We start from the raw sequence: 24,160 nt of genomic DNA on the forward strand, positions 1-24,160 counted from the left end.
GGTCTAGTCCAATTACCCAGCCTACGCGCAGATCACCCCGGCGCGACCCAAACGCACCGGGGTGATCGTAGAGACATGTACACGCCCTCCTTGCCGCGGGTTGAGACCGACGGCCCCTCGCCGTTCAGCTCAGCGGCTTGAACCCCCTCAGGCGCAGGCTGTTGCCGACCACGAAGACCGAGGAGAACGCCATCGCGGCGCCCGCGATCATCGGGTTCAGGAGGCCGGCGGCGGCCAGCGGCAGCGCGCCCACGTTGTAGGCGAAGGCCCAGAACAGGTTCGACTTGATCGTGCCGAGCGTGCGGCGGGAGAGGCGGATCGCGTCCGCCGCCGCGCGCAGGTCTCCCCGTACGAGCGTCAGGTCGCCCGCCTCGATCGCGGCGTCCGTGCCCGTGCCCATCGCCAGACCCAGGTCGGCCTGGGCGAGCGCCGCCGCGTCGTTCACGCCGTCGCCGACCATCGCCACGCTCCGGCCCTGCGCCTGGAGGCGCTTGACGGCGTCGACCTTGTCCTGCGGCATGACCTCGGCGATCACGTCCTCGGGCGCGATGCCCACCTCTGCGGCCACCGATGCCGCGACGGCCTTGTTGTCGCCGGTCAGGAGGATGGGTGTGAGGCCGAGGGCGCGGAAGCGGCGGATCGCCTCCGGGCTCGTCTCCTTCACCGCGTCCGCCACTTCGAGGACCGCCCGCGCCTCGCCGTCCCAGGCGACCGCGATGGCCGTACGCCCGGCCGCCTCGGCCTCCGACTTCGCCCGCTCCAGCTCGGCGGGGAGCCCTATCGCCCACTCTTCGAGCAGCGCCTCACGCCCCACAAGGACCGCGTGGCCCTCGACGACGCCCTGCACGCCGAGCCCCGCCACGTTCGCGAAGTCCTCGGGCGTGGGCAGCGCGCCGACCCGCTCGGCCGCCCCGGTGGCCACCGCCTGGGCGATGGGGTGCTCCGAGGAGTGCTCCAACGCACCTGCCAGGCGCAGGACTTCGTCCTCTCCGACACCCGCCGCGACATGCGTGGCAAGGAGCGTCATCTGGCCGGTGGTGACGGTGCCGGTCTTGTCCAGGACGATCGTGTCGACCTTGCGGGTCGTCTCCAGGACCTCCGGGCCCTTGATCAGGATGCCGAGCTGCGCGCCGCGCCCGGTGCCGACCATGAGGGCGGTCGGCGTCGCGAGGCCCAGGGCGCAGGGGCAGGCGATGATCAGTACGGCGACGGCCGCGGTGAAGGCCGCCGTCAGACCGGAGCCGTTGCCGAGCCAGAAGCCGAGGGTGGCGACGGCCAGGGCGATGACGACCGGCACGAACACCGCCGAGATCCTGTCGGCGAGGCGCTGGGCCGCCGCCTTGCCGTTCTGTGCGTCCTCGACGAGCTTGGCCATGCGGGCGAGCTGGGTGTCCGCGCCGACCCGGGTGGCCTCGACGACCAGGCGTCCGCCCACGTTCAGTGTGGCCCCGGTGACCGATTCGCCCTTGGTGACCTCGACCGGCACGGACTCGCCGGTGAGCATGGAGGCGTCCACGGCGGAGGCGCCCTCGACGACCTTGCCGTCGGTGGCGATCTTCTCGCCGGGGCGCACGAGGAAACGGTCGCCGGTCCTCAAGTCGCCCACGGGGACGGTCTCTTCGCGACCGTCACCGCGGATGACGGTGACGTCCTTGGCGCCCAGCTGGAGCAGCGCCTTCAGGGCCGCGCCCGCCTTGCGCTTGGAGCGGGCCTCGAAGTACCGCCCCGCCAGAATGAAGGCGGTCACGCCCGCCGCGGCCTCCAGGTAGATGTTCCCGGCGCCGTCCGTGCGCGAGATGGTCAGCTCGAAGGGGTGCGTCATGCCGGGCGTACCGGCCGTCCCGAAGAACAGCGCCCACAGCGACCAGACGAACGCGGCCGACGTGCCGACCGAGATCAGCGTGTCCATCGTGGCCGCGCCGTGCCGCGCGTTCGTGAACGCGGCCTTGTGGAAGGGCCAGGCCGCGTACGTCACGACCGGCGCCGCGAGGGTCAGGGACAGCCACTGCCAGTACTCGAACTGCAGGGCCGGGACCATCGCCATCGCGACGACGGGCAGCGAGAGCAGCACGGCGGTGATCAACCGCTCGCGCAGGGGCCGCAGTTCGTCGTCGGCGCGCCGCTCCTCGTCGGCCGGAGACGGCTCCTGCGCGCGGGCCGGGGCGGGCTCCTGTGCGGTGTAGCCGGTGGCCTCGACGGTGGCGATCAGGTCCTGTACGGCGACGTCCTGGCCTCGGTAGCTGACCTTGGCCTTCTCGGTGGCGTAGTTGACGGTCGCCTCGACGCCGTCCATGCGGTTCAGCTTCTTCTCGATGCGGGCGGCGCACGAGGCGCAGGTCATGCCACCGATGGCGAGCTCTACTTCTGCGGTGGAGGCCACCTCGGGGGCGCCGGGTGTGGTGGGCATGGCTGCGGACTCCTCGGTTGGGGGTACCCGGGGCGGGTACCGGCAGTGGTACCAATCTATACCCCTAGGGGGTATCGTTCGCAAGGGTACTCCGGGCTTGACTTTATACCCCTGGGGGGTACCTTCGGTCGTATGAGGAGCCGCCACTCGGTGAGCTCCCTCCACCCCGCATTCCGTCTCTCGGGAGCCGTCATGAACACCGGACTGAAGATCACCGCCTTCGCCGCAGCCGTCGCCGCGACCTTCGGGACCGCGTACGGAGTGGGCAGCGGCGTCGACCCCGTGACCTCGGAGAAGAAGCCCGCGAGCGAGCACGGCGGACACCCGGGCGAGGAGGAGAAGCCAAGCGGTACGGAGGCCGGTGCGGGCCACGCGGACACCGTCCCCGGCGGCCTGCAGATCTCCGAGCGCGGCTACACGCTCGACCTGAAGACCCCGCGCGTGGACGCCGGAAAGCGCGAGGAGCTGCGGTTCACGGTCGTCAAGGACCGGACGGACAAGGACGGCACGGGCAAGGACAGCACCGGCAAGGACGACACCGGGCAGAACGTCACCGCGTACGAGAAGGAGCACGGCAAGGAGCTGCACCTCATCGTGGCCTCACGCGACCTGACGACCTACCGCCACCTGCACCCGACCCGCGCCGCGGATGGCACCTGGTCGACGCCGGTAGAGCTCCCGCAGGCCGGCGGCTACCGCGTCTTCGCCGACTTCAAGCCCGCGGGCGCGAAGGAGGGCCTGACCCTGGGCGCCGACCTCTCGGTGGCGGGGAAGCACGAGCCGAGGGAGCTGCCGCGGCCCAACACGAAGGCTTCGGTCGACGGCTACGAGGTCAGTCTCGACGGCGAGCTGAAGCCGGGGAAGTCCGCCGACCTGACCCTGAGCGTGGCGAGGAACGGCAGGCCGGTCACCGACCTCCAGCCCTACCTCGGCTCGTACGGCCACCTGGTCGCCCTGCGCTCCGGCGACCTGGCCTACCTCCACGTCCACCCGACCGGCGAACCGGGCGACGGCAGGACGGAGCCGGGCCCCGGCGTCTCCTTCGCGGCGACGGCACCGAGCCCGGGGGCGTACCGCCTGTTCCTCGACTTCAAGCACAAGGGCGAGGTGCGCACGGCGGCGTTCACGGTCCACGTGGGCGGCGGCGCCGCGGCAGACACGGACCCCGGGAGCGAGGACACTACGGAGAAGGGCGGCCACGGCCACTAGGCACGGCGATATGAACAGCAGTAGGCACGGCGATGAGTATCCGCGCCCCGGCCGGTCTCCCCCTCGTCGACACCAGCGAACGCAGGAGGAAGTACGTGACGCAGCTGCTGCGGGTCCAGAATTTCACCGTCTCGCAAGACGGCTTCGGTGCCGGTGAGCACCAGAGCCTGGAGCGGCCGTTCGGCGACGCCGACCCCGGGGACATGTTCGCCTGGGCCGGGGCCACGGCGAGCTGGCCCAACCGCACCGACCCGGGCGGCAGCCGGGGCCTGGACGACTACCTCACCCGCGACTTCGCCCACAACATCGGCGCCGAGATCATGGGCCGCAACAAGTTCGGGCCGCAGCGCGGCCCCTGGCAGGACCACGAGTGGCAGGGCTGGTGGGGCGACACACCCCCGTTCCACACCCCGGTGTTCGTCATGACCCACCACCCGAGGCCTTCGTTCACGCTCTCCGACACGACGTTCCACTTCTCCGACGACGACCCGGCCACCGTCCTCGAACAGGCGCGGGAAGCGGCGCGGGGCAAGGACGTCCGGCTCGGCGGCGGAGCAAGTGTCATCCGGCAGTTCCTCGACGCCGACCTCGTCGACACCCTGCACGTGGCGGTCTCGCAGGTGAAGATCGGCGCCGGGACACGGCTCTGGGAGACCCCCGACGAGCTGCGCGACCGCTTCCACCTGGACGTCGTACCGAGCCCGAGCGGCGTGACGCACCACCTGTTCTGGCGAAAGTAACCGCCGACGCCCCCGCCCCCTCCCGGCCCTTCAGACCCTTCAGCCTCTTTCAGCTGAAGATCGGCAACTCCCTCTCCACCGCCCCCGCGAGCTCGTACCGCGTGCCCGCGAGCGGTCGCCCCGTGTACAGCCGGATCAGCGTCGGCGCATCGCCGATGTAGCGCGCGGGCGACCGCTTGCCGTCGTTCACGCCGAGGACGAGCGGCTCGTCGATGCCGCCGATGCCGTCGATGCCGTCGGTGTCGTCGGTGTCGTCGATGTCCGCGTGCATCGGCAGCGCTTCGGTCCTGCGGCTGTGTTCCGCGAGCAGCCGCAGCGCGTCCGGCAGCCCCGGGCCGCCGTACGCGCCCGGCTTGCCCCAGGCCTCGCGGACGTCGCCCGCGTGCACCCACTCGCCGATCGCGACGCCGTCGAGGCGCCCCTTCGCCCGGGTGATGGCGGCGCCCGCCTCCGTCATCCCGCGCTCCAGCTCGTCCACGACACGGGAGTTGGACCAGTCGGCGCGTTCCGCGATGTCACGGTCGTTGCACTCCGGGCTGTACACGCCCTCCTCGAAGCGGCTCTCGACGACGCGCGTCAGGGCCGAGCCGCAGTGCGCGAGCACGTGCCGCACCGTCCAGCCGGGACAGCAGGTCCGGATCGCGTACGCCTCGTCGGGCGCGGCCCGCAGCAGCGGGATCAGCAGATCGCGTTCGGCCCTCAGGAGGCGGCCCGGACGCTCGGGGTCGTACGTCTCGTCAGCGTGCGGCATGGTCGTCATGGACGCAGCCAACCGTGTCGCTCCCTGGCATGGCAACGGCAGGACCGGAGTTTAGGGTCCTTGCATGGCCGACGACGAGAACGACGAGCTGCGCAAGCGCTGGCTCACGACGCTGCTGCGGGCGCGGGACACGGACGAGTGCGTCTACGACCCGTTCAAGTACGCCGACAACCTGCTCGCGCGCTGGGCCGAGCCGCAGCGGCGCTACCACACCACCGCCCACCTGAAGGCGGTCCTCGACCACATCGACGTACTGGAAGAGCACGCGGACGACCCCGAGCTGGTGCGGCTCGCGGCCTGGTTCCACGACGCGGTGTACGCGCCGGACCGCTCCCAGAACGAGGAGCGCAGCGCCCGTCTCGCCGAACGCGCGCTTCCCGAGGCCGGGTTGACGGACGCGAAGACCGCCGAGGTGGCCCGCCTCGTCCGGCTCACCGTCACCCACGACCCCGCCGAGGACGACCACAACGGCGAGGCGCTGTGCGACGCCGACCTGGCGATCCTGGCCGCGGCCCCGGACGCGTACGCGGCTTACGCGGCGGCGGTCCGGGAGGAGTACTCCTTCGTGCCCGACGAGGACTTCCGCGCGGGCCGGGCGGACGTCCTGCGCCAGCTCCTCTCCTTGCCGCGCCTGTTCCGTACGCCGTACGGAGCGGCCGAATGGGAGGGTCCCGCGCGCGCGAACCTGGCGACGGAAATGGACCTGCTGAGCGCCTGAGGCTCCCGTACGCTCGGCCCATGATTTCCATGGGTGGGGACCAGTTGGACGAGGCCGTGGCGCACGCGGTGAGGGTGCTGCGCGGCGCGGTGGACCGTGACTGGAGCGCCAAGGCGGTCGGCCTCGACTGGAGCTGCCTGGAGACGGCCGAGCACGTCTCGGGCGTGCTCGTCGCGTACGCGGGTCAGCTGACGGGCCGGGCGACGGACACGTGGGTCCCCTTCGAGGTCACCTTCGACGAGGGCTCGGGCCCCGCGGACGCGATCAGCGTCATCGAATCGACCGGCGGCCTGCTCTCCGCGGTGGTGCGGACGACTCCTTCGGGGGTGCGGGGCTTCCACCCCTACCCTTCCGGCAGCGCGGACGCGGTGGGCTTCGCGGCGATGGGCGTCACGGAGCTGCTCCTCCATACGTACGACATCGCGCAGGCGCTAGGCGTGGACGCGGAGCCGCCCGCCGCGCTGTGCGAGGCGGCGCTCGCCTGGCTCTTCCCGCAGGTCATGCCCGCGCGCACGCCCGCCGAGCAGTGGGCGACGCTGCTCTGGGCCACCGGCCGCGGCGCTCTGGCGGGACGCCCGAAGGTGGAGGGCTGGCGCTGGCACAACGCCCTGGAGATCCCCGCCGGGCGCATCCTGCTGCGGGAGGTGTCCCCCGCGGCGGCGGCGGATCTCGCCGCGGGCGGTACGGGGGGTCTGACGTGGATCGAAGGCGGGCCCTTCGAGGGGACGCGGACGGCCGCGGAGATGGTGACGAAGGCGTACGCCTCCGGGGTGCATCGTCCCGAGTGGGGCATGTTCGCGCTGATCCGGGCGGAGGACGAGATCGCGGTCGGCGGAATGGGCTTCCACGGGCCGCCGGACGAGGAGGGTGTGGCCGAGGTCGGCTATGACCTGGCGGTCGGCGCACGGGGCCGGGGCTACGCCTCGGAGGCCCTCGCCGCCCTCTCCACCCTGGCCCTGACCCGCCCCGGCGTCACCTCCCTCCTGGCGATCATCGAACCCGACAACACGGCCTCCCAGACGGTGGTCCTCCGCTCGGGCTACGTCCGCGCCTCGGACCGCGAAAACCTCCACGCGTACCTACGCCGTACCCCAACCGCCTAACCCCGCCGCTCCGCAGCAAGGCTCCCCCACCAACCCACCCGATCCCCCCACATCCCCCTGCATCCCCCTGCCCCGGCGGGGGAATGTGAGCCCCGCTCCCAGCGTTGACCACTGTTATGCCAACACCTGACCCAAAGGCCCCCGCCCCCGAGGCCCCCAGGCCAGCGACCCGCATGCCCATAGCCGTCTACATCCTCGGCCTTGCCGTCTTCGCGCTCGGTACGAGTGAGTTCATGCTCTCGGGGCTCCTGCCCCCCATCGCGGACGACATGAACGTCTCCATCCCCCGCGCAGGCCTCCTCATCTCCGCCTTCGCCATCGGCATGGTCATCGGCGCCCCCCTCCTCGCCGTGGCCACCCTCCGCCTCCCCCGCCGTACGACCCTCATCACCCTCATCACCGTCTTCGGGTTCGGCCAGGTCGCCGGCGCCCTCGCGCCCACGTACGAGATCCTCTTCGCGTCCCGCGTCGTCAGCGCGTTCGCCTGTGCCGGGTTCTGGGCGGTCGGCGCGGCCGTCGCCATCGCGATGGTGCCGGTCAACCAGCGCGCCCGCGCCATGGCCGTGATGATCGGCGGCCTCTCCATCGCGAACGTGCTCGGCGTACCCGCCGGTGCCTTCCTCGGCGACAACTTCGGCTGGCGGTCGGCCTTCTGGGCGGTAGGGGTCGCCTCCGCGATCGCCCTCGTCGGCGTCCTCACCCTCATCCCCCGCATCCCCCTGCCCGCCGAGAAGCCCCGCCTGAAGCAAGAGCTGACCATCTACCGCGACCGCCAGGTCTGGCTCTCCATCGCGATCACCGCGCTCGCCGCGGGCGGCGTCTTCTGCGCGTTCTCCTACCTCTCCCCGCTCCTGACGGACGTCGCCGGCCTCGACAAGGGCTGGGTCCCGACCGTCCTCGGCCTCTTCGGGGCGGGCGCGCTCCTCGGCACGGCGATCGGTGGCCGCGTCGCCGACGCCCACCTCTTCGGCGTCATGCTGAGCGGCGCCGCCGCCTCGACGCTCTTCCTCGTGGCCCTCGCCCTCTTCGCCGGTACGGCACCCGTGGCGATCGCCCTGTCCTTCCTCCTCGGCGTCTCCGCCTTCTACACCGCCCCGGCCCTCAACGCCCGCATGTTCAACGTCGCCGGCGCCGCCCCCACCCTCGCGGGCGCGACCACGACGGCCGCGTTCAACCTGGGCAACACCGGCGGTCCCTGGCTCGGCGGCACGGTGATCGACCTCAAGCTGGGCTACGCGTCGACGGCGTGGGCGGGCGCGGCGATGACGGCGGTGGCGATCGGCGCGGTCGCGCTCTCCCTGCGGCTGCACCGCTCCACACCGAGCCGCGTGGTCACGTCGGCCGCCCCGGCCGAGGCCACCCACCAGGCCCAAGCACCCTCACTCCAGAGGCCGTAGGAACCGCCGCTCGTAGCGCCGGATGCACCCCGTCCGGCGCGCGAGCTCGATGGCCTCCTGGCACTCGGCATCGGTCGCGCTGTCCGTGCGGTACTGCTCGTACGCGGCGAAGCTCGGGAAGGAGAAGAGGGCGTACGCGATGTCGCTGTCGCCCTCGCTGGGCAGGAAGTAGCCGTGGTGGGTGCCGCCGAAGCGGTTGACCAGGACGACCCAGCGGCGGCCGTACTCCTCGAAGTCGGCGATGCGGTCGGGATCGATCTCGTACTTCAGATGAACCGTGATCATGCGGGTCACCCTAAGCGCGGCTCCCCTTACGCGGGCCTGCCCTTGGGCCTGCGCAGCCCCGCCTCCGTGAGCCTGCGCACCAGTTCCTTGGAGCCGATCTCGACCGCGCCCGCGCGCACCGCGTCCTCGTAGCGGTGCGAGGGCAGGTCGTAGTGGTCGCGCTCGAAGGCGCGCGCGGGGGCGCCGATGCCCGCCGCGAAGGCGTGCAGTTCCTCGTACGAGACGTCGCTGACCAGGTGCGACCACATGCGGCCGTGGCCCGGCCAGGTCGGCGGGTCCACGTAGATCGTCACGCCGTGCCGCCCGTCACGTGAGGCCGCCCACCGGCGCCACGACCACGCCCGCCTTGCCGCACACCCAGTGCGGGTCGGGGCCCAACTCCGGTTCCACGTCCAGCGCGTGCGGGTCGCCCGAGCCGCAGACCGGGCAGAGGGGCCAGCGGCCGTAGCGCTCAAGGAGTGCGTCCTGGACGTCCTGGGCGACCAGGCCCGCGACGTACTCGACGCCCTCGGGCCACTGCTCGACCCACCAGCGGCGGTGCACCACCGACTCCTCGACCAGCGAGACGACCTCGGCCTGGGCGACCTCGCGCGCCACGAGGTCGGCGAGGACAAGTGCACGAGCGGCGTGCAGCGCCTGCTCCAGAGGGTCGATCGCTTCCATGCAGCCATTGTCCACCCCACGCGCAACCCGGGCCCGCCCCGGGACGGAGCCAAGATCGGGACCGAGATCGAGACCGAGATCGGGACCAAAGGGGTCTTGACCGACCCCCGGTCCGAAAATATCTTTCAAGCGTGACCAATAACGTGAAGGAAATTTTCGCGGGCGCGGCGCCCCCCGCCCCGGCCGCCCTCGCGGCCAAGGTGCGGACCCTCGCCCCGTCCATGACCCGCTCCATGCAGCTGGTCGCCGAAGCCGTCGCGGGCGACCCCGCGGGCTGCGCCGCCCTCACGGTCACCGGCCTCGCCGAGCTCACCGGGACGAGCGAGGCCACGGTGGTCCGCACGGCCCGCCTCCTCGGCTACCCCGGCTACCGCGACCTGCGGCTCGCGCTCGCCGGACTCGCCGCCCAGCAGCAGTCGGGCCGCGCGCCCGCCGTCACCGCGGACATCGCCGTCGACGACCCGATCGCGGACGTCGTGGCGAAGCTCGCGTACGACGAGCAGCAGACCCTCGCGGACACCGCGGCCGGGCTCGACACGGTGCAGCTCGGAGCGGCGGTCGCCGCGCTCGCGGTCGCGCCCCGCGCCGAGATCTACGGGGTCGCCGCGTCGGGGCTCGTCGCCCAGGACCTCGCGCAGAAGCTGCTGCGCATCGGCCACATCGCGCACGCGCACTCCGACCCGCACCTGGCGGTCACGAACGCGGTCACCCTGCACTCCAAGGACGTGGCGATCGCGATCACGCACTCCGGGTCGACGGGCGACGTCATCGAGCCCCTGCGGGTCGCCTTCGAGCGGGGTGCGACGACGATCGCGATCACCGGCCGCCCCGGCAGCCCCGTCTCGCAGTACGCGGATCACATACTGACCACGTCCACGGCCCGCGAGAGCGAGCTCAGACCGGCCGCGATGTCCTCCCGGACGAGTCAACTGCTGGTCGTGGACTGCCTGTTCGTAGGCGTCGCCCAGCGAACCTACGAAACCGCGGCCCCCGCCCTGGCCGCCTCCTACGAAGCCCTCGCCCACCGCCACAGCCCCCGCGGCGGAGGCCGCTGACCCCGCACACGGACGTAGCGGACACACAGAACCGCAGCCCCACGCTCCCCGCCCACAACACCCCCCCACCGCCACATCCCGCGCACCGGCACCCGCCACCCCTCGCCCACCCGGACACACCGAACCGCAGCCCCCAAGCCCCGTACGAAACACCCGCCCACCAGCACGGCACCCGCGCCGCCTGCGCACACCGACGCAACCGACGTGACGGGCGCAACGCACGCAACGCACGCACAGAACCGCAGCCGCCACCCTCACCACCCCCACCACCCCGCCGCACACGAAAGAGCCGCACCTCATGACCTCCACGACCGACGACACGCCCTCCCCCTCCCCCGCCCCCGGATCCGGGGACACGTACGGCGAGCTCCGCGCCCAGTTGGACACCCTCACCACCGAGGCGTTCCGGCCCGAGCTCTCCGAGATCGACCGGCAGCCCACGCTGGAGATCGCGAGGATCATGAACGGCGAGGACGCCACCGTGTCCGCGGCCGTCGCCGAGCAGCTTCCGGCGATCGCCGCCGCCATCGACGGCACCGCCGAGCGCATGGCCCGCGGCGGACGGCTCGTCTACGCGGGCGCGGGCACGGCGGGACGCCTCGGCGTGCTCGACGCCTCCGAGTGCCCGCCCACCTTCAACACCGACCCGGCCGAGGTCGTCGGCCTCATCGCGGGCGGCCCGCGCGCCATGGTCACGGCGGTCGAGGGCGCGGAGGACAGCAAGGAGCTCGCGGCCGAGGACCTGGACGGGCTCCACCTCACCGCGGACGACGTCGTCGTGGGCATCTCCGCGTCCGGCCGCACCCCGTACGCGATCGGCGCGGTCGAGCACGCCCGCACCCGCTACGGCGCCCTCACCATCGGCCTCTCCTGCAACGCGGACAGCGGCCTCGCGGCAGCCGCGGACCACGGCATCGAGGTCGTCGTCGGCCCGGAGCTGCTCACCGGCTCCACCCGTCTGAAGGCGGGCACGGCCCAGAAGCTCGTCCTGAACATGCTGTCGACGATCACGATGATCCGCCTCGGCAAGACCTACGGAAACCTGATGGTGGACGTACGCGCGTCGAACGAGAAGCTGCGCGCCCGCTCGCGGCGGATCGTCTCGCTGGCCACCGGCGCATCGGACGAGGAGATCGAGACGGCCCTCGCCGCCACCGACGGCGAGGTGAAGAACGCCATCCTCACCATCCTCGGCGGAGTCGACGGCCCCACCGCCGCCGGCCTCCTCGCCTCGTCGGACGGCCACCTCAGGGCCGCCCTGGACACCGCACGCACGACCTGACCCCGACCCACCCACCCCTCCCTCCCCCTGCACAGAGCAAGGCACCCGCACCATGGCAACTGACAAGAACCGCGCCACAGCCGCCGCGATCCTCCCCCTCGTCGGCGGCGCCCAGAACGTCACGTCCATCGCCCACTGCATGACGCGCCTGCGGCTGAACCTCGCCGACCGCTCCCTGGTCGACGACGAGGCCCTCAAGGCGCTGCCCGCCGTGATGGGCGTGGTCGAGGACGACACGTACCAGATCGTGCTCGGACCGGGCACGGTCGCCCGTGTCACCCCGGAGTTCGAGGCACTGGTGGCGGAGGGCAGGTCGGCGGCTCCGACCGCGCCCTCCGAACACGTCCTGACCGCCGAGGAGTTGGCGGACCAGGGGGCCGCCATCAAGGCCGCCCGCAAGGAGAAAAACGCCACCCCGTTCAAGCTCTTCCTGCGCCGCATCGCGAACATCTTCGTGCCGCTGATCCCGGCCCTCATCGGCTGCGGCATCATCGCGGGCATCAACGGCCTCCTGATCAACCTGGAGTGGCTGCCGGGCATCACCCCGGCGCTCGCGGCGATCGCCTCCGGCTTCATGGCGCTGATCGCGGTGTTCGTGGGCTTCAACACGGCGAAGGAGTTCGGCGGTACGCCGATCCTGGGCGGCGCGGTCGCCGCGATCATCGTCTACGCGGGCGTGGCGAACATCGAGGCGTTCGGCCAGAAGCTCTCGCCCGGACAGGGCGGCGTCCTGGGCGCTCTGGGCGCGGCGGTCCTCGCCACGTACATCGAGAAGTGGTGCAGGAGGTGGGTCCCTGAGGCGCTCGACGTCCTCGTCACCCCCACCATCACGGTCCTCCTCTCCGGCCTGGTCACGATCTTCGGCCTGATGTTCCTCGCGGGCGAGGTCTCGACCGGCATCGGCACGGCGGCGAACTGGCTCCTGGACAACACGGGCGCGTTCGCGGGCCTGGTCCTGGGCGGCCTCTTCCTGCCCCTGGTGATGCTGGGCCTGCACCAGGCCCTGATCCCCATCCACACCACGCTCATCGAGCAGCAGGGCTTCACCGTCCTGCTCCCCATCCTGGCGATGGCGGGCGCGGGCCAAGTGGGCTGCGCGATCGCCGTCTACAAGCGCCTCAGGCACAACACGTCAATCCGTACGACGATCAAGTCCGCGCTCCCCGCAGGCTTCCTGGGCGTGGGCGAACCCCTCATCTACGGCGTCTCGCTCCCCCTGGGCCGCCCCTTCATCACGGCGTGCGTGGGCGGCGCGGCGGGCGGCGCGTTCATCGGTTTCTTCTCGATGATCGGCGAGAAGGTCGGCTCCACGGCGATCGGCCCGTCGGGCTGGGCCCTCTTCCCGCTCCTGGACGGCAACAAGGGCCTGGGCCTCACGATCGCGGTCTACGGCGGCGGCCTGCTCGTCGGCTACGTGGTGGGCTTCGTCGCGACGTACTTCTTCGGCTTCAGCAAGCAGATGCTGACGGAACTCAACGTCGACAGCGGCGCCCACGACCAGGTCGTGGCGGGTTCCCCCGGCACATCGACACCCGCGGACCCGGCCAAGTCGCCTGCGGCGGTCTAGCCGATCGACGAGCCTGCGGTCGTTGACCGCTTCTCCCCAGCGTCCCACGAACGAGCGACGGAGGCGTCGATCGGCTCGTCGTGGCCCCGCCCGGCCCCGCCGGAGTTGTCCGCGAACTCCCCCGGAATTGTCCTTGATCGGTAACGGACGCATCCCTTTGCCGCCGCCTCTCGTCATGCTCTGTGGGTCGCAAGCGACCGGGGAACGGCGAGGAACAGTACGCAAAGGGGCGGACATGGCGCGGCACAGCGGTGGGCGGGGCTGGTACGGCAAGTTGGTCGGGGCCGCGCTCGGGGTGACGATCCTCGCCACCGGCGCATCGGTGTGGACCGCGCAGGCCGGCACATCGGACTCACCGGCAGCGAAGAAGCCGAGCGCCGTCAAGCCGGTCTCGAAGACGATCGCGCACGCCTCCGAGAACGGGAAGCGTGGCATCAACATCACCATCGACGACGGCCCCGACCCCAAATGGACCCCCCAAATGCTCGAACTGCTGCGGCAGTACGACGTGAAGGCCACCTTCTGCATGGTCGGCACGCAGGCCCAAGCCCACCCCGACGTCGTGAAGAAGGTCGTCGCGGACGGGCACCGCCTCTGCGACCACTCGATCTCGCACAACACCGGCATGGACAAGGAATCCAACGCCTACCAGTCCAAGCAGATCCTCGACGCCGAACGCATGATCACCAAGGCCTCCGGCGGCGTCCGCCCCATGTACTACCGCGCACCCGGCGGCGCCTTCACCCCCTACAGCCGCAAGCTCGCCGCCTCCCACGGCATGCGCCCCCTCGGCTGGAACGTCGACACGAAGGACTTCGAGCGCCCGGGTACGGACGCCATCATCGCCACCGTCGAGCGGGAACTGCCCAACGGGCCGACCCTCCTCTTCCACGACGCGGGCGGCGACCGCACCCAGACCGTCGAAGCCCTGCGCACGCTCCTGCCCCGCCTCAAGCAGCAGGGCTACACCTACGGCTTCCCGGTCCGCTGACCTTCACGGCAGCCGCCGCTCCCTGTTCAGCCGCCGCACCTTCTCCCGCAGCACTTCACCCGGCGGGGCCTGCCCGAGGGACTCCGGCGGGCAGTCCCACTCCCGGCCTCCGCCGAGCGGCCTGAGATGTACGAGGCCGCCCTCGCACCCCATGACCTGGCCGACGCTGCCGTCCCTGAAGTCCACCGCGTACGTCCCGGCTTCCGGGACCGTCGGGTCGCCGTTCACCGCGCGCCCTCCAGTACGACGGCCAGCCGCAGGGCGGTGTCGAGGTTGCAGCGCCCCAGCTCCACCAGGGGGAGGGCTCCTTCCGCCGCCGCCGTCAGCGGGTCCATCCGCAGCGAGGGCAGCGTGATCCCGGCCCTCTCCAGGCCCGCTCTCAACTGCCGTACGGCATCCTCCACCGCCCGCACCCGCTCCTCCGCCGTCAGCGCCATGACCTCCGCCTTTCACACACAGTGTTCTTGTTTCCTCACCCAGCGTGTCCGCTCCCGGCTAGCCTGAACAGCGACGGCGTCCCAACAACCCCTCGTGTTCTACCGGGAGTTGCCATGCCAGGACCGAAGGACCTCGACCCCTCATCGTCACCCCGCGCCCTACTCGGCGCGGAGCTGCGCCACGCCCGCGAACGGGCGGGACTGAGCCAGGAGGACCTGGGCGCACCCTTGTTCGTCAGCGGCTCGTTCATCGGCCAACTGGAGGCCGGGACACGGCGGATGCATCTGGAGTACGCGCGGCAGATAGACAGGCGCCTGGGCACAGAGGGCTTCTTTGAGCGCAACTGTGCGGCCATCGCGAAGTCGAAGTACCCGGATCACTTCGCTGAGGCCGCGGAGGCGGAATCGGTTGCTACGGGCATCCGGGAGTACGCCCCCCTGTTGATCCCGGGGTTGTTGCAGACAGAGGGGTACGCACGGGCCATGTTCCGGGGCGGGCGCCCGACAGCGACGCCGGACGCCATCGACGAGTTGGTGAAGGCCCGCCTGGAGCGAGCGCACATCCTGCGCGATCCAACAACACCGTTGTTGTGGGCGGTACTCGACGAGGCATCAATCCGCCGAATGGTCGGAGGCCCTGCAGTGATGGCCGAAGCCCTGCGCCACGTTGCCGCGCTCGGGCAACGCCACCGGGCGATCGTGCAGGTCATACCCTTCTCGGCTGGCGCCCACCCGATCACCCAAGGCTCCCTCAAGCTCATGACCTTTGAGGATGCACCTCCGCTCGCCTACGCAGAGGGTGTCGAAACCGGGCGCCTTGAGGACGACCCAGCCACAGTCGCACGGCAGACTCTGGCCTACGATTTGCTAGGGGCCAGCGCACTGTCACCACAAGATTCCCTGGCTCTGATCGAATCAGTGGCAGAGGATTACACCCATGAGGACCAGCCCTGAGTACGACCTGACTACCGCTACTTGGCACAAGTCCACGTACAGCGGCCCTGACGGCGGCAACTGCCTCGAAGTAAGCGACGGCCACCCCGAAATCGTCCCCGTCCGCGACTCCAAGAACCCCACCGGCCCGAAGCTCGTGTTCCGAGCCGTCAGCTGGTCCGCGTTCATCACGAACCTCAAGGTCAGCTAGCCCCGGAGCTCAAGCCACCAGCCGCGAGCCCTCTTTTCAAGGAACGGGAGGCGGGTCTCAACCCGCCCTCCCTCCCCTGGAGTTGGCACAGTCGATCACTTTCGGGCTTCGACTTGCCACGCAGTGTGACGACGCTCTAGCGTGCCCGCATAACGAACAGCCCCCGCCCGGTGCTAGCAACACCTGCGGGGGCTTAACCACCAAGATCGAAAGCAGTCGATCCGATGGCTAATACTCAGCTTAGTGCTGCCTCCGGCGCCGCGCACGCAGACCCGCATCCCATGGCCAGTCCGGGCTACGGAAAGCGTTCGGCGGTCGAACAACTCCCCCGCGCGAAGAACGACTTCACCCACCTCCCGCCCCGGGAGGGGGCAATCGCCGCGTACCTCGACCGGCTCCCCGACGGCGCGGACATCTCCGTAAAGACCCTGGCCAAGCACCTCCCGTACGGGCAATGCGCCCTCCGCACCGCCCTCAACAGGCTTCAGGACGCGGGCCACTTGCGGCGGGGCAGCGAACACGTACGCGGATCGGGCAGCGCCCGCTGGGTCACTCGAACGTGGTTTTCGCGCACCGCGCGGGACGACGCGTGGTGGACGAGGTTCACGCGCGGCGGCGTACCGGAGGCCGAGCCGGACAGACCCCGGCCCCCGACCCGCAGCCGGGCCCTGATCCTCCTGGCGGCGCTGGGCAGGACGGCCCCCGCACTGTCCCTCTCGTACGCGGACTGCGTAGCCCTGGAACCTCAACTCACCGAGTGGTTCGCCCGGGGCGCGACGGAGCCGGACATCCTCCGCGCCCTGACGGCAGGGCTCCCCACCCCGGTCCACAGCCCCGCCGCCCTCGTCCGCAGCCGCCTCACGACCAAGCTCCCCCCGGAGCCGGCGCCCCGCCCCGTCCTGCGCGTACTGGAATGCGGAAGATGCGGCACCCCCGGCCGTCCGGAGGCCCTGCCAGGCGGCACCTGCGGCCCGTGTCGAGGTGAACCAGGCATTCGGCGGCACACAGCTCTGCCTCCGGCCCAGGTCCGCACGCACGCGGCCGCAGCCCGCTCGGCAGCTCACCCTCGACGTGAAGGGACACAGGCGCGACCGTGCAGCTCACCCGCGCCAGAAGCGGGGCACGATGCAGGGGAGGAGGCGACGCCATGCCCCCCAACTCCGCTGCCCGATCCCGTGAACATCACCCTGGACACCGAAAAGCTCAAGGACTACACCGACTGATCCCAGCCCCTCCCCGGGGCGCCTTCGGGACATACTTCCCCGCCCTCAGCCACCAGATCTGACCGATTTGGGCACTGCCCCGGCCCACGCGTAACGCCCGTAACCGCCGCGCACCCTCTCGCCCCGGCCAGGGCCCCGGCACCCCCGTACGGCACAGGCGAAAGCGGCCAGCTTGCCGCTGTCCGAAAGGGTCCCGCCCACCCGGTGAATGACGGTGGCCGTCTTCCGGCACCCCCCGCGCGTACAGAGGATGGCACCTGCCCACCCGCCATCATCGAAGCCGCACAACCGGAGGGGACCCTTCATGACCGAGTACAGCGACACCGGCCAGCCCGACGAAGAGCAGATCGCCGAGGCTTTCGGGACCGCCGCCAACGTCACCCTGGCGCCCGGCCCGAGGACGGCCTCCGAGGCCGCTCCCACCCCCGACCAGGAGTGGGCGTTACCCGGCGGAAAGGCCTGGGTGTACCTCGCCAACTCCAAGCACGGGCTCTCCAAGCCGGTGATCCTCAGCGACGGCTTCAACAGCGGGCCGAGCGACCTGGACCTCTTGTGGGAGGGCCTTGAGCGCGGCCAGTACCCGTTCGTCAGCGAGCTGCGGCGGCGCGGCTACGACCTCGTCCTGCTCGGCTACGACGAGCGCAGCGCCTCGATCCTGGACAACGCCAAGGCGGCCAGGTCGGCGATCCAGGAGGCGATCGCGCGGCGCGTCGGCGACCACGCGCTGACCGTCGGCGGCTTCAGCATGGGCGGTCTGATCACGCGGTACGCGCTCGCCAAGATGGAGCACGAGAGCGTCGACCACGAGACGGCGGTCTACCTCTCCTACGACAGCCCGCACCGCGGCGCCTGGGTCCCCCTCGCGCTCCAGTCGTTCGCGCACTACATCCGGCGGCTCAACGCGGCCTTCTCGAACCAGATGAACAGCCCGGCCGCGCGCCAGCTCCTGTGGCAGCACATCTCCGAGTGGGACGACAGCCCCGAGACCGACAAGCAGCGCATCGAGTTCCTCGCCGAGCTGGAGCGGGTCGGCGGCTGGCCGCGGCGGCCGAGGAAGATCGCCGTTTCCAACGGCGTACGCACGGGCGTGGGCAACGGCATCGCCCCCGGCGAGCAGGCGTTCCACGGCAAGGGCCTGGCCATCACCGGCACCCACCTCTACACGCAGCGCACGGGCGCCGAGCAACTCGTCGCCCAGCTACGGGTGGTGACCCTGCGCAAGCCGCAGATCCGCACCTCGGGGATGCCCGAGATCGACGGCGCCCCCGGCGGCACCCTGGAGGGCTTCGGCATCCTCGCCGACGAGCTCGACAAGATCCCCGCGATCATCGGCCTCGGCTCGGAGGCGGAGATCCGCGAACACTGCTTCGTCCCCTCCGCGAGCGCGGTGGCCCTCCGGGACATCGACAGCCACGAGAAGCTGTACGACCCGTTCCCGGAGCAGTCCGAGGACAGCGAACTCGACGAGTACCTCTGCGCCTCCCACAACGAGGGCCACACCCTGGTGACGGAGGAACTCTCCACCTGGATCCTGGACCGCCTGCCGTAGCCGCACCGCTCGCCGCGCACAACGCCCGAGGGCGGCACCCCTTCGTGAGAAGGAGTGCCGCCCTCGGTACGTACGGGACGCAGATCAACCAGAGGTCGATCAGAAGTCCATGTCACCGCCCGGCATGCCGCCGCCGGCCGGGGCAGCGCCCGCCTTCTCCGGCTTGTCGGCGATGACGGCCTCGGTGGTGAGGAACAGCGCGGCGATGGACGCGGCGTTCTGCAGGGCAGAGCGCGTGACCTTCGCCGGGTCGAGGATGCCCTCGGCGATCATGTCGACGTACTCACCGGTCGCGGCGTTCAGGCCGTGGCCGACGGTCAGGTTGCGCACCTTCTCGACGACGACACCACCCTCAAGGCCGGCGTTGACCGCGATCTGCTTCAGCGGGGCCTCAAGGGCCAGCTTCACAGCGGCGGCACCGGTGGCCTCGTCGCCCTCGAGCTCAAGCTTCTCGAAGACAGCGGCGGCCTGGATGAGCGCCACGCCACCACCGGCGACGATGCCCTCTTCGACGGCGGCCTTCGCGTTGCGAACGGCGTCCTCGATGCGGTGCTTGCGCTCCTTGAGCTCGACCTCGGTCGCGGCACCGGCCTTGATGACCGCAACACCGCCGGCGAGCTTCGCCAGGCGCTCCTGCAGCTTCTCGCGGTCGTAGTCGCTGTCCGAGTTCTCGATCTCGGCGCGGATCTGGTTGACGCGACCCTGGACCTGGTCGCTCTCACCGGAGCCGTCGACGATCGTGGTCTCGTCCTTGGTGATGACGACCTTGCGGGCACGGCCGAGCAGGTCGAGACCGGCGTTCTCCAGCTTGAGGCCGACCTCCTCGGAGATGACGGTGCCACCGGTGAGGATGGCGATGTCGCCGAGCATGGCCTTGCGGCGGTCACCGAAGCCCGGAGCCTTGACGGCGACGGACTTGAAGGTGCCACGGATCTTGTTGACGACCAGGGTCGACAGGGCCTCGCCCTCGACGTCCTCGGCGATGATCAGCAGCGGCTTGCCGGACTGCATGACCTTCTCGAGGAGCGGAAGGAGGTCCTTCACGTTCGAGATCTTCGAGTTGACGATCAGGATGTACGGGTCGTCGAGCGACGCCTCCATACGCTCCATGTCGGTGGCGAAGTACGCCGAGATGTAGCCCTTGTCGAAGCGCATGCCCTCGGTGAGCTCAAGCTCGAGCCCGAAGGTCTGCGACTCCTCGACGGTGATGACGCCTTCCTTGCCGACCTTGTCCATCGCCTCGGCGATGAGCTCGCCGATCTGGGTGTCGGCGGCGGAGATGGAGGCCGTAGAAGCGATCTGCTCCTTGGTCTCCACGTCCTTGGCCTGCTCGAGCAGGGCGCCCGAGACGGCCTCGACGGCCTTCTCGATGCCACGCTTGAGGGCCATCGGGTTGGCACCGGCGGCTACGTTGCGAAGGCCCTCGCGGACCAGCGCCTGCGCCAGGACGGTCGCGGTCGTCGTGCCGTCACCGGCGACGTCGTCCGTCTTCTTCGCGACCTCCTTGACCAGCTCGGCGCCGATCTTCTCGTACGGGTCCTCGAGCTCGATCTCCTTGGCGATGGAAACACCATCGTTGGTGATCGTGGGGGCACCCCACTTCTTCTCGAGGACGACGTTGCGACCCTTGGGGCCCAGGGTCACCTTGACGGCGTCGGCGAGCTGGTTCATGCCGCGCTCGAGGCCGCGCCGTGCCTCCTCGTCGAACGCGATGATCTTGGCCATGTGAAGTGGTCCTCCCGGACAGGGGTGGCATGCTCCGGATCGCGCCAGTGCCCGCGACGGACGGCCTGCAAACCGTGTGGTTCCTTGCCCCACCCGGCCTGCGGGCCTCACTGACCCGACCCAAGTTCTGTCACTCTCACTCGGAGAGTGCTAACGCCAATGATTAGCACTCGACCCCTGCGAGTGCAAGCGCCTCTCACGGATCCCAGACGTACGAGGGGCCCGCGTCCCAAACGTACGAGGGGCCCGCACCCCTGTCGGGATGCGGGCCCTTCGTCACTCGCTAAGTCGCTGGCCGATCGCGCCGAGATCAGACGGCGAGCTTGACCATGTCCGCCTGCGGACCCTTCTGGCCCTGCGAGATCTCGAACTCAACTCGCTGACCTTCTTCAAGGGTGCGGTAGCCGTCCATCTGAATCGCGCTGTAGTGGACGAAAACATCCGCACCACCGTCGACCGCGATGAAGCCGTACCCCTTCTCCGCGTTGAACCACTTGACGGTGCCCTGAGCCATGCCTAACTCCCCTATTACTGGCCCTTGCACGGATCCGCACTTCGCGGACCCGGGTCAGACCTCACCCCCCCAATGGGTTGTGGAGGCGTGCGCCGGAACGCGTCGACCGCGGCTGAATGTATCTGTCCAACTGCCCTCTGCAACAGGTCAATCGGACGAGAATTCTGGGCACGCCTGATCGGTGATAAGCGGAGGTTTTACCGGAGTTCAGGGCAAGTCGGGCCAGGCAAATGCCGCGAGAAGGGCAAATGGGCAGTTCACTTTGGCTACTTCTTGTCGCCCTCAGGGCGACTTCGTATATGCGCTCGGCACAAACGGGGAAGCTCGCTTCCCAACTGTACCGCGCTCAACCACATGGAATTGCCCCCTCCACTTCTCTCGCGGAGGGGGCAACAAGGATTACGCAGGGTATTTCCTTAAAGGATCAACCACCGGCGACGGCAGGAATGATGGAGATCCCCGCGCCGTCCGGCGTCGCGGTCTCCAGGCCCTGCTCGAAGCGGACGTCGTCGTCGTTCACGTACACGTTCACGAAGCGCCGCAGCTTGCCCTGGTCGTCCAGGACGCGGGCCGCGATACCGGCGTGGTTCTTCTCCAGGTCGGCGATGACCTCGGAGAGATTCGCACCCTCGGCGGCGACCTCGGACTGACCGCCGGTGTAGGTGCGGAGAATGGTGGGGATGCGGACCTTGACGCTCATGGATTCACCTCGGGTTGTGCGGGCCCCTTGAGGGGCGCGGGGAACTGCGCGACCAGCCACGACGGTCCGCAGACGGAAAGAAGGCTCAGACCCTACGGCGGCTAACCGGCGAGACCGGCGGAGCGAAACGCGTCAAGGCTCGGCTTGATGGTCGCGGTGGCCTGCGAGGTCTCGGCGACAGCGTCAAGCGTCTTGAGGCCGTCACCGGTGTTCAGCACGACCGTGGTGAGCGAGGGATCAATGAGCCCCGCCTCGATCAGCTTCTTGGTGACGCCCACCGTCACACCCCCGGCGGTCTCCGCGAAGATGCCCTCGGTCCGCGCCAGAAGCTTGATCGCGTCGACGACCTGCTCGTCGTTCACGTCCTCCACCGCACCGCCCGTCCGGCGCGCGATGTCCAGGACGTACGGCCCGTCGGCCGGGTTGCCGATGGCCAGGGACTTGGCGATCGTGTCCGGCTTCTGCGGGCGCACGACGTCGTGCCCGGCCTTGAAGGCGGTCGACACCGGCGAACAGCCCTCGGCCTGCGCGCCGAAGATCTTGTACGGCTTGTCCTCCACGAGCCCCAGCTTGATGAGCTCCTTCAGACCCTTGTCGATCTTCGTGAGCTGCGAGCCCGACGCGATCGGGATGACCAGCTGGTCGGGCAGCTGCCAGCCGAGCTGCTCGCAGATCTCGTACGCGAGGGTCTTGGAACCCTCGCCGTAGTACGGCCGCAGGTTCACGTTGACGAAGCCCCAGCCCTCGCCCAGCGGGTCGCCGATGAGCTCGGAGCAGAAGCGGTTCACGTCGTCGTAGTTGCCCTCGATGCCGACGAGCTCACCGCCGTAGACCGCGGCCATGACGACCTTGCCCTGCTCCAGGTCGTGCGGGATGAACACGCAGGAGCGGAAGCCGGCACGGGCGGCGGCCGCGCCCACGGCGCCGGCGAGGTTGCCGGTGGAGGAGCAGGAGAGGGTGGTGAAGCCGAAGGCGCGCGCCGCCTCGATGGCCTGCGCGACGACCCGGTCCTTGAAGGAGTGGGTCGGGTTGCCGGAGTCGTCCTTGACGAACAACTTGCCCTGCTCGACACCGAGTTCACGGGCGAGGTTGTCGGCCTTGACGAGCTTGGTCCAGCCGGGGTTGATGTTCGGCTTCTCGGCCACGTTCGCCGGGACGGGCAGCAGGGGCGCGTAACGCCAGATGTTGTCGGGGCCGGACTCGATCTGCTTCCGGAGCGCCTCGGGGTCACCGGTCGGCAGGTCGTACGCGACTTCGAGCGGGCCGAAACAGGCCTCGCAGGCGAAGATCGGGCCGAGCGCGTAGAGCTCACCGCACTCGCGGCAGGAAAGGCCCGATGCGGGGCCGAGATCCACGGAACCGGAGGTGGTGGAGGGGGTGGATTCGTTCGTTGCGACAGTCTGCGCAGCCATGGAGGCGAGGCCCTTTCTCCTCATCTTCCCCGCGGCGAATCTCACCGCGAGACGGAATTGGCACCTTCCCCACCGAGACCTCGCGTGCGCGGTCGGCGGGATGGTTGCCGGGGCTTCAACGGGCCGTATCCCTCTGCCCCTCTGGATGAGCGGTATGGCGCCGGGCTTTTGGGGGCCCAGGGCATTTGTTACGCGATGACCCCCGACATGCGATGGTCATCCGCGTTGTTCAAGACTGTAACCGACGGCCTGGACCCTTGAGATAGTCGTCCGCACCGCGAGATGGATCACATGTAGGCCACACACAGGAGGAGCAACCCGTGCTGGAAGAGGCCGAGCGCTGGCTGACCAGGCGTTCCTGGTCCGTTGCCGACCGTCCGCTCAGCGCACTCGTCGCCGCCAAACGGGCTTCGGGAGCCTCGGTGAGTGTCGTCCTGCCCGCGCTCGACGAGGAGGAGACGGTCGGCGAGATCGTCGCCGAGATCCGCCGCGAGCTGGTCGAGAAGGCCGCCCTCGTCGACGAGCTCGTGGTGATCGACTCCGGCTCCCGTGACCGCACGGCCGAGGTCGCGCGGGACGCGGGTGCGCGGGTCGTGCACCGGGACGACATCCTGCCGCGCGTTCCGGCCGTGCCCGGCAAGGGCGAGGTCCTGTGGCGCTCGCTCCTGGTGACCGGCGGTGACATCGTCGCGTTCGTCGACGCGGACCTGCGGGAGTTCTCGGCGGACTTCGTCACCGGGATCGTGGGCCCGCTCCTGACCGAGCCCGACGTGGACCTCGTGAAGGCGATGTACGACCGCCCGCTGGACGGAACCGCAGGTCAGGGCGGCCGGGTCACCGAGCTGATGGCGCGCCCGCTGCTGAACATGCACTGGCCCCAACTGGCCGGGTTCGTGCAGCCGCTGGGCGGCGAGTACGCGGCGCGCAGGTCCCTCCTGGAGCAGCTGCCGTTCCCCGTCGGTTACGGAGTGGAGCTGGGCCTGCTGGTCGACGCACTGCACACGGTGGGCCTTGACGCCCTCGCGCAGGTCGACGTCGGCGTGCGCAAGCACCGCCACCAGGACGGGCAGGCGCTCGGGCGGATGGCCGCGGCGATCTACCGGACGGCGCAGCTGCGCCTCGCGCGCGGCCATCTCGTACGGCCCGAGATCACCCAGTTCGAACGGGGCGAGCAGGGGTTCGAGCCGCGGACCCATGCGGTGGACACGGAGGAGCGGCCGCCGATGGCCGGCATCGCGGAGTACACGGCTCGCCGCGTGGCGTAACCACCCAAAGCCGG

General features: G+C 70.2%; 24 protein-coding genes, 1 pseudogene and 1 riboswitch. Of the genes and pseudogenes, 14 read left to right on the plus strand and 11 right to left on the minus strand.

The window, feature by feature from the left end:
* Positions 1–124: 124 nt before the first annotated feature.
* Positions 125–2,407 (minus strand): heavy metal translocating P-type ATPase, encoded by a 2,283-nt coding sequence (locus ACFUPX_RS15925; protein ID WP_383321616.1) that lies wholly within the window; start codon positions 2,405–2,407, stop codon positions 125–127.
* A 192-nt stretch (positions 2,408–2,599) separates the two neighbouring features.
* Between ACFUPX_RS15925 and ACFUPX_RS15930 the strand changes: the two genes are divergently transcribed.
* Positions 2,600–3,616: a hypothetical protein gene (locus tag ACFUPX_RS15930; protein WP_383321618.1), complete on the plus strand. Its 1,017-nt coding sequence runs from the start codon at positions 2,600–2,602 to the stop codon at positions 3,614–3,616.
* A gap of 95 nt (positions 3,617–3,711) precedes the next feature.
* Positions 3,712–4,356: a dihydrofolate reductase family protein gene (locus ACFUPX_RS15935; protein ID WP_383321790.1), complete on the plus strand. Its 645-nt coding sequence runs from the start codon at positions 3,712–3,714 to the stop codon at positions 4,354–4,356.
* 49 nt (positions 4,357–4,405) lie between these two features.
* Here the strand turns inward: ACFUPX_RS15935 and ACFUPX_RS15940 are convergent, their stop codons facing one another.
* Positions 4,406–5,116: a maleylpyruvate isomerase family mycothiol-dependent enzyme gene (locus ACFUPX_RS15940; protein WP_383321621.1), complete on the minus strand. Its 711-nt coding sequence runs from the start codon at positions 5,114–5,116 to the stop codon at positions 4,406–4,408.
* A 64-nt stretch (positions 5,117–5,180) separates the two neighbouring features.
* Here ACFUPX_RS15940 and ACFUPX_RS15945 point away from each other — a divergent pair, with 64 nt between their 5' ends.
* The 3 genes from ACFUPX_RS15945 (at position 5,181) to ACFUPX_RS15955 (ending at position 8,334) form a co-directional block, all read left to right on the plus strand.
* Positions 5,181–5,834: a hypothetical protein gene (locus tag ACFUPX_RS15945; protein ID WP_383321623.1), complete on the plus strand. Its 654-nt coding sequence runs from the start codon at positions 5,181–5,183 to the stop codon at positions 5,832–5,834.
* A 20-nt stretch (positions 5,835–5,854) separates the two neighbouring features.
* Complete coding sequence (locus ACFUPX_RS15950; RefSeq protein ID WP_383321626.1) at positions 5,855–6,937, plus strand: GNAT family N-acetyltransferase; 1,083 nt, start codon at positions 5,855–5,857, stop codon at positions 6,935–6,937.
* A 173-nt stretch (positions 6,938–7,110) separates the two neighbouring features.
* The gene (locus ACFUPX_RS15955; RefSeq protein WP_383321628.1) at positions 7,111–8,334 is read left to right on the plus strand and encodes a Cmx/CmrA family chloramphenicol efflux MFS transporter; all 1,224 of its coding nucleotides are present in this window, start codon (positions 7,111–7,113) and stop codon (positions 8,332–8,334) included.
* On the opposite strand, the gene ACFUPX_RS15960 is transcribed toward ACFUPX_RS15955, so the two are convergent.
* The 3 genes from ACFUPX_RS15960 to ACFUPX_RS15970 are packed head-to-tail and all read right to left on the minus strand — an operon-like array spanning position 8,317 to position 9,282.
* Positions 8,317–8,619, minus strand: coding sequence for an NIPSNAP family protein (locus ACFUPX_RS15960; RefSeq protein ID WP_383321631.1), 303 nt, complete (start codon positions 8,617–8,619; stop codon positions 8,317–8,319). The two genes, ACFUPX_RS15955 and ACFUPX_RS15960, sit on opposite strands and share 18 nt — an antisense overlap.
* Positions 8,620–8,645: 26 nt before the next feature.
* On the minus strand, positions 8,646–8,912 hold the full coding sequence (locus tag ACFUPX_RS15965) for a DUF4031 domain-containing protein (RefSeq protein WP_383321634.1): 267 nt from the start codon (positions 8,910–8,912) through the stop codon (positions 8,646–8,648).
* 13 nt (positions 8,913–8,925) lie between these two features.
* Positions 8,926–9,282 (minus strand): hypothetical protein, encoded by a 357-nt coding sequence (locus tag ACFUPX_RS15970; RefSeq protein WP_383321637.1) that lies wholly within the window; start codon positions 9,280–9,282, stop codon positions 8,926–8,928.
* A 131-nt stretch (positions 9,283–9,413) separates the two neighbouring features.
* Between ACFUPX_RS15970 and ACFUPX_RS15975 the strand changes: the two genes are divergently transcribed.
* The 4 genes from ACFUPX_RS15975 to ACFUPX_RS15990 all read left to right on the plus strand — a co-directional run bounded on the left by ACFUPX_RS15975 (position 9,414) and on the right by ACFUPX_RS15990 (position 14,177).
* On the plus strand, positions 9,414–10,337 hold the full coding sequence (locus ACFUPX_RS15975; RefSeq protein ID WP_383321640.1) for a MurR/RpiR family transcriptional regulator: 924 nt from the start codon (positions 9,414–9,416) through the stop codon (positions 10,335–10,337).
* Between the two features lie 298 nt (positions 10,338–10,635).
* The gene (gene murQ / locus ACFUPX_RS15980) at positions 10,636–11,619 is read left to right on the plus strand and encodes an N-acetylmuramic acid 6-phosphate etherase (RefSeq protein ID WP_383321643.1); all 984 of its coding nucleotides are present in this window, start codon (positions 10,636–10,638) and stop codon (positions 11,617–11,619) included.
* A 52-nt stretch (positions 11,620–11,671) separates the two neighbouring features.
* Positions 11,672–13,186 (plus strand): PTS transporter subunit EIIC, encoded by a 1,515-nt coding sequence (locus ACFUPX_RS15985; protein WP_383321646.1) that lies wholly within the window; start codon positions 11,672–11,674, stop codon positions 13,184–13,186.
* Positions 13,187–13,421: 235 nt separating this feature from the next.
* Positions 13,422–14,177 carry a polysaccharide deacetylase family protein gene (locus tag ACFUPX_RS15990; RefSeq protein WP_383321649.1) on the plus strand — a complete coding sequence of 252 codons (756 nt, stop codon included), beginning with the start codon at positions 13,422–13,424 and terminating at the stop codon, positions 14,175–14,177.
* A gap of 3 nt (positions 14,178–14,180) precedes the next feature.
* Here the strand turns inward: ACFUPX_RS15990 and ACFUPX_RS15995 are convergent, their stop codons facing one another.
* Positions 14,181–14,405, minus strand: coding sequence for a hypothetical protein (locus ACFUPX_RS15995; RefSeq protein WP_383321652.1), 225 nt, complete (start codon positions 14,403–14,405; stop codon positions 14,181–14,183).
* The gene (locus ACFUPX_RS16000; RefSeq protein ID WP_383321655.1) at positions 14,402–14,614 is read right to left on the minus strand and encodes a hypothetical protein; all 213 of its coding nucleotides are present in this window, start codon (positions 14,612–14,614) and stop codon (positions 14,402–14,404) included. Before ACFUPX_RS16000 ends, ACFUPX_RS15995 begins: the two co-directional genes overlap by 4 nt.
* A gap of 114 nt (positions 14,615–14,728) precedes the next feature.
* Between ACFUPX_RS16000 and ACFUPX_RS16005 the strand changes: the two genes are divergently transcribed.
* The 4 genes and pseudogenes from ACFUPX_RS16005 to ACFUPX_RS16020 all read left to right on the plus strand — a co-directional run bounded on the left by ACFUPX_RS16005 (position 14,729) and on the right by ACFUPX_RS16020 (position 18,530).
* A complete protein-coding gene (locus ACFUPX_RS16005; protein WP_383321658.1) occupies positions 14,729–15,568 on the plus strand; it encodes a Scr1 family TA system antitoxin-like transcriptional regulator in 840 nt (279 codons plus the stop codon).
* Positions 15,552–15,758: a DUF397 domain-containing protein gene (locus ACFUPX_RS16010; protein WP_383321661.1), complete on the plus strand. Its 207-nt coding sequence runs from the start codon at positions 15,552–15,554 to the stop codon at positions 15,756–15,758. Before ACFUPX_RS16005 ends, ACFUPX_RS16010 begins: the two co-directional genes overlap by 17 nt.
* Positions 15,759–16,039: 281 nt before the next feature.
* Positions 16,040–16,840 (plus strand): annotated as a pseudogene (locus ACFUPX_RS16015) (hypothetical protein); the annotation flags it as partial.
* Between the two features lie 445 nt (positions 16,841–17,285).
* On the plus strand, positions 17,286–18,530 hold the full coding sequence (locus ACFUPX_RS16020) for an esterase/lipase family protein (protein ID WP_383321664.1): 1,245 nt from the start codon (positions 17,286–17,288) through the stop codon (positions 18,528–18,530).
* Positions 18,531–18,629: 99 nt separating this feature from the next.
* Here the strand turns inward: ACFUPX_RS16020 and groL are convergent, their stop codons facing one another.
* From groL to thrC, 4 genes are all read right to left on the minus strand, one after another.
* Entirely contained in the window at positions 18,630–20,255 is a 1,626-nt protein-coding gene (gene groL, locus ACFUPX_RS16025; protein ID WP_055551550.1) for a chaperonin GroEL, read from the minus strand.
* 310 nt (positions 20,256–20,565) lie between these two features.
* On the minus strand, positions 20,566–20,769 hold the full coding sequence (locus ACFUPX_RS16030; protein ID WP_005315736.1) for a cold-shock protein: 204 nt from the start codon (positions 20,767–20,769) through the stop codon (positions 20,566–20,568).
* Positions 20,770–21,193: 424 nt separating this feature from the next.
* Positions 21,194–21,469, minus strand: a complete 276-nt coding sequence (locus tag ACFUPX_RS16035; protein ID WP_383321667.1) for a MoaD/ThiS family protein — start codon at positions 21,467–21,469, stop codon at positions 21,194–21,196.
* 101 nt (positions 21,470–21,570) lie between these two features.
* The gene (gene thrC, locus ACFUPX_RS16040) at positions 21,571–22,881 is read right to left on the minus strand and encodes a threonine synthase (RefSeq protein WP_383321670.1); all 1,311 of its coding nucleotides are present in this window, start codon (positions 22,879–22,881) and stop codon (positions 21,571–21,573) included.
* Positions 22,882–22,898: 17 nt separating this feature from the next.
* Positions 22,899–23,033, minus strand: a riboswitch (SAM riboswitch).
* 168 nt (positions 23,034–23,201) lie between these two features.
* Between thrC and ACFUPX_RS16045 the strand changes: the two genes are divergently transcribed.
* Positions 23,202–24,146 carry a glucosyl-3-phosphoglycerate synthase gene (locus ACFUPX_RS16045; RefSeq protein WP_383321673.1) on the plus strand — a complete coding sequence of 315 codons (945 nt, stop codon included), beginning with the start codon at positions 23,202–23,204 and terminating at the stop codon, positions 24,144–24,146.
* Positions 24,147–24,160 lie beyond the last annotated feature (14 nt).

Source organism: Streptomyces sp. NPDC057302, from assembly GCF_042667685.1.
In the GTDB taxonomy this organism is placed as follows: Bacteria; Actinomycetota; Actinomycetes; order Streptomycetales; family Streptomycetaceae; genus Streptomyces.

Bases quoted from the DNA above. Each gene is read 5' to 3' on its own strand.
- ACFUPX_RS15930 (WP_383321618.1), top strand. From the start codon at position 2,600: ATGAACACCGGACTGAAGATCACCGCCTTCGCCGCAGCCGTCGCCGCG.
- thrC (WP_383321670.1), bottom strand. From the start codon at position 22,881: ATGGCTGCGCAGACTGTCGCAACGAACGAATCCACCCCCTCCACCACC.
- ACFUPX_RS15925 (WP_383321616.1), bottom strand. From the start codon at position 2,407: ATGCCCACCACACCCGGCGCCCCCGAGGTGGCCTCCACCGCAGAAGTA.
- ACFUPX_RS15990 (WP_383321649.1), top strand. From the start codon at position 13,422: ATGGCGCGGCACAGCGGTGGGCGGGGCTGGTACGGCAAGTTGGTCGGG.
- ACFUPX_RS15945 (WP_383321623.1), top strand. From the start codon at position 5,181: ATGGCCGACGACGAGAACGACGAGCTGCGCAAGCGCTGGCTCACGACG.
- ACFUPX_RS16035 (WP_383321667.1), bottom strand. From the start codon at position 21,469: ATGAGCGTCAAGGTCCGCATCCCCACCATTCTCCGCACCTACACCGGC.
- ACFUPX_RS15960 (WP_383321631.1), bottom strand. From the start codon at position 8,619: ATGATCACGGTTCATCTGAAGTACGAGATCGATCCCGACCGCATCGCC.
- ACFUPX_RS16030 (WP_005315736.1), bottom strand. From the start codon at position 20,769: ATGGCTCAGGGCACCGTCAAGTGGTTCAACGCGGAGAAGGGGTACGGC.
- groL (WP_055551550.1), bottom strand. From the start codon at position 20,255: ATGGCCAAGATCATCGCGTTCGACGAGGAGGCACGGCGCGGCCTCGAG.
- ACFUPX_RS15940 (WP_383321621.1), bottom strand. From the start codon at position 5,116: ATGACGACCATGCCGCACGCTGACGAGACGTACGACCCCGAGCGTCCG.
- ACFUPX_RS15985 (WP_383321646.1), top strand. From the start codon at position 11,672: ATGGCAACTGACAAGAACCGCGCCACAGCCGCCGCGATCCTCCCCCTC.
- ACFUPX_RS15950 (WP_383321626.1), top strand. From the start codon at position 5,855: ATGATTTCCATGGGTGGGGACCAGTTGGACGAGGCCGTGGCGCACGCG.
- ACFUPX_RS15970 (WP_383321637.1), bottom strand. From the start codon at position 9,282: ATGGAAGCGATCGACCCTCTGGAGCAGGCGCTGCACGCCGCTCGTGCA.
- ACFUPX_RS15955 (WP_383321628.1), top strand. From the start codon at position 7,111: ATGCCCATAGCCGTCTACATCCTCGGCCTTGCCGTCTTCGCGCTCGGT.
- ACFUPX_RS16020 (WP_383321664.1), top strand. From the start codon at position 17,286: ATGACCGAGTACAGCGACACCGGCCAGCCCGACGAAGAGCAGATCGCC.
- ACFUPX_RS16005 (WP_383321658.1), top strand. From the start codon at position 14,729: ATGCCAGGACCGAAGGACCTCGACCCCTCATCGTCACCCCGCGCCCTA.
- ACFUPX_RS16010 (WP_383321661.1), top strand. From the start codon at position 15,552: ATGAGGACCAGCCCTGAGTACGACCTGACTACCGCTACTTGGCACAAG.
- ACFUPX_RS16000 (WP_383321655.1), bottom strand. From the start codon at position 14,614: ATGGCGCTGACGGCGGAGGAGCGGGTGCGGGCGGTGGAGGATGCCGTA.
- murQ (WP_383321643.1), top strand. From the start codon at position 10,636: ATGACCTCCACGACCGACGACACGCCCTCCCCCTCCCCCGCCCCCGGA.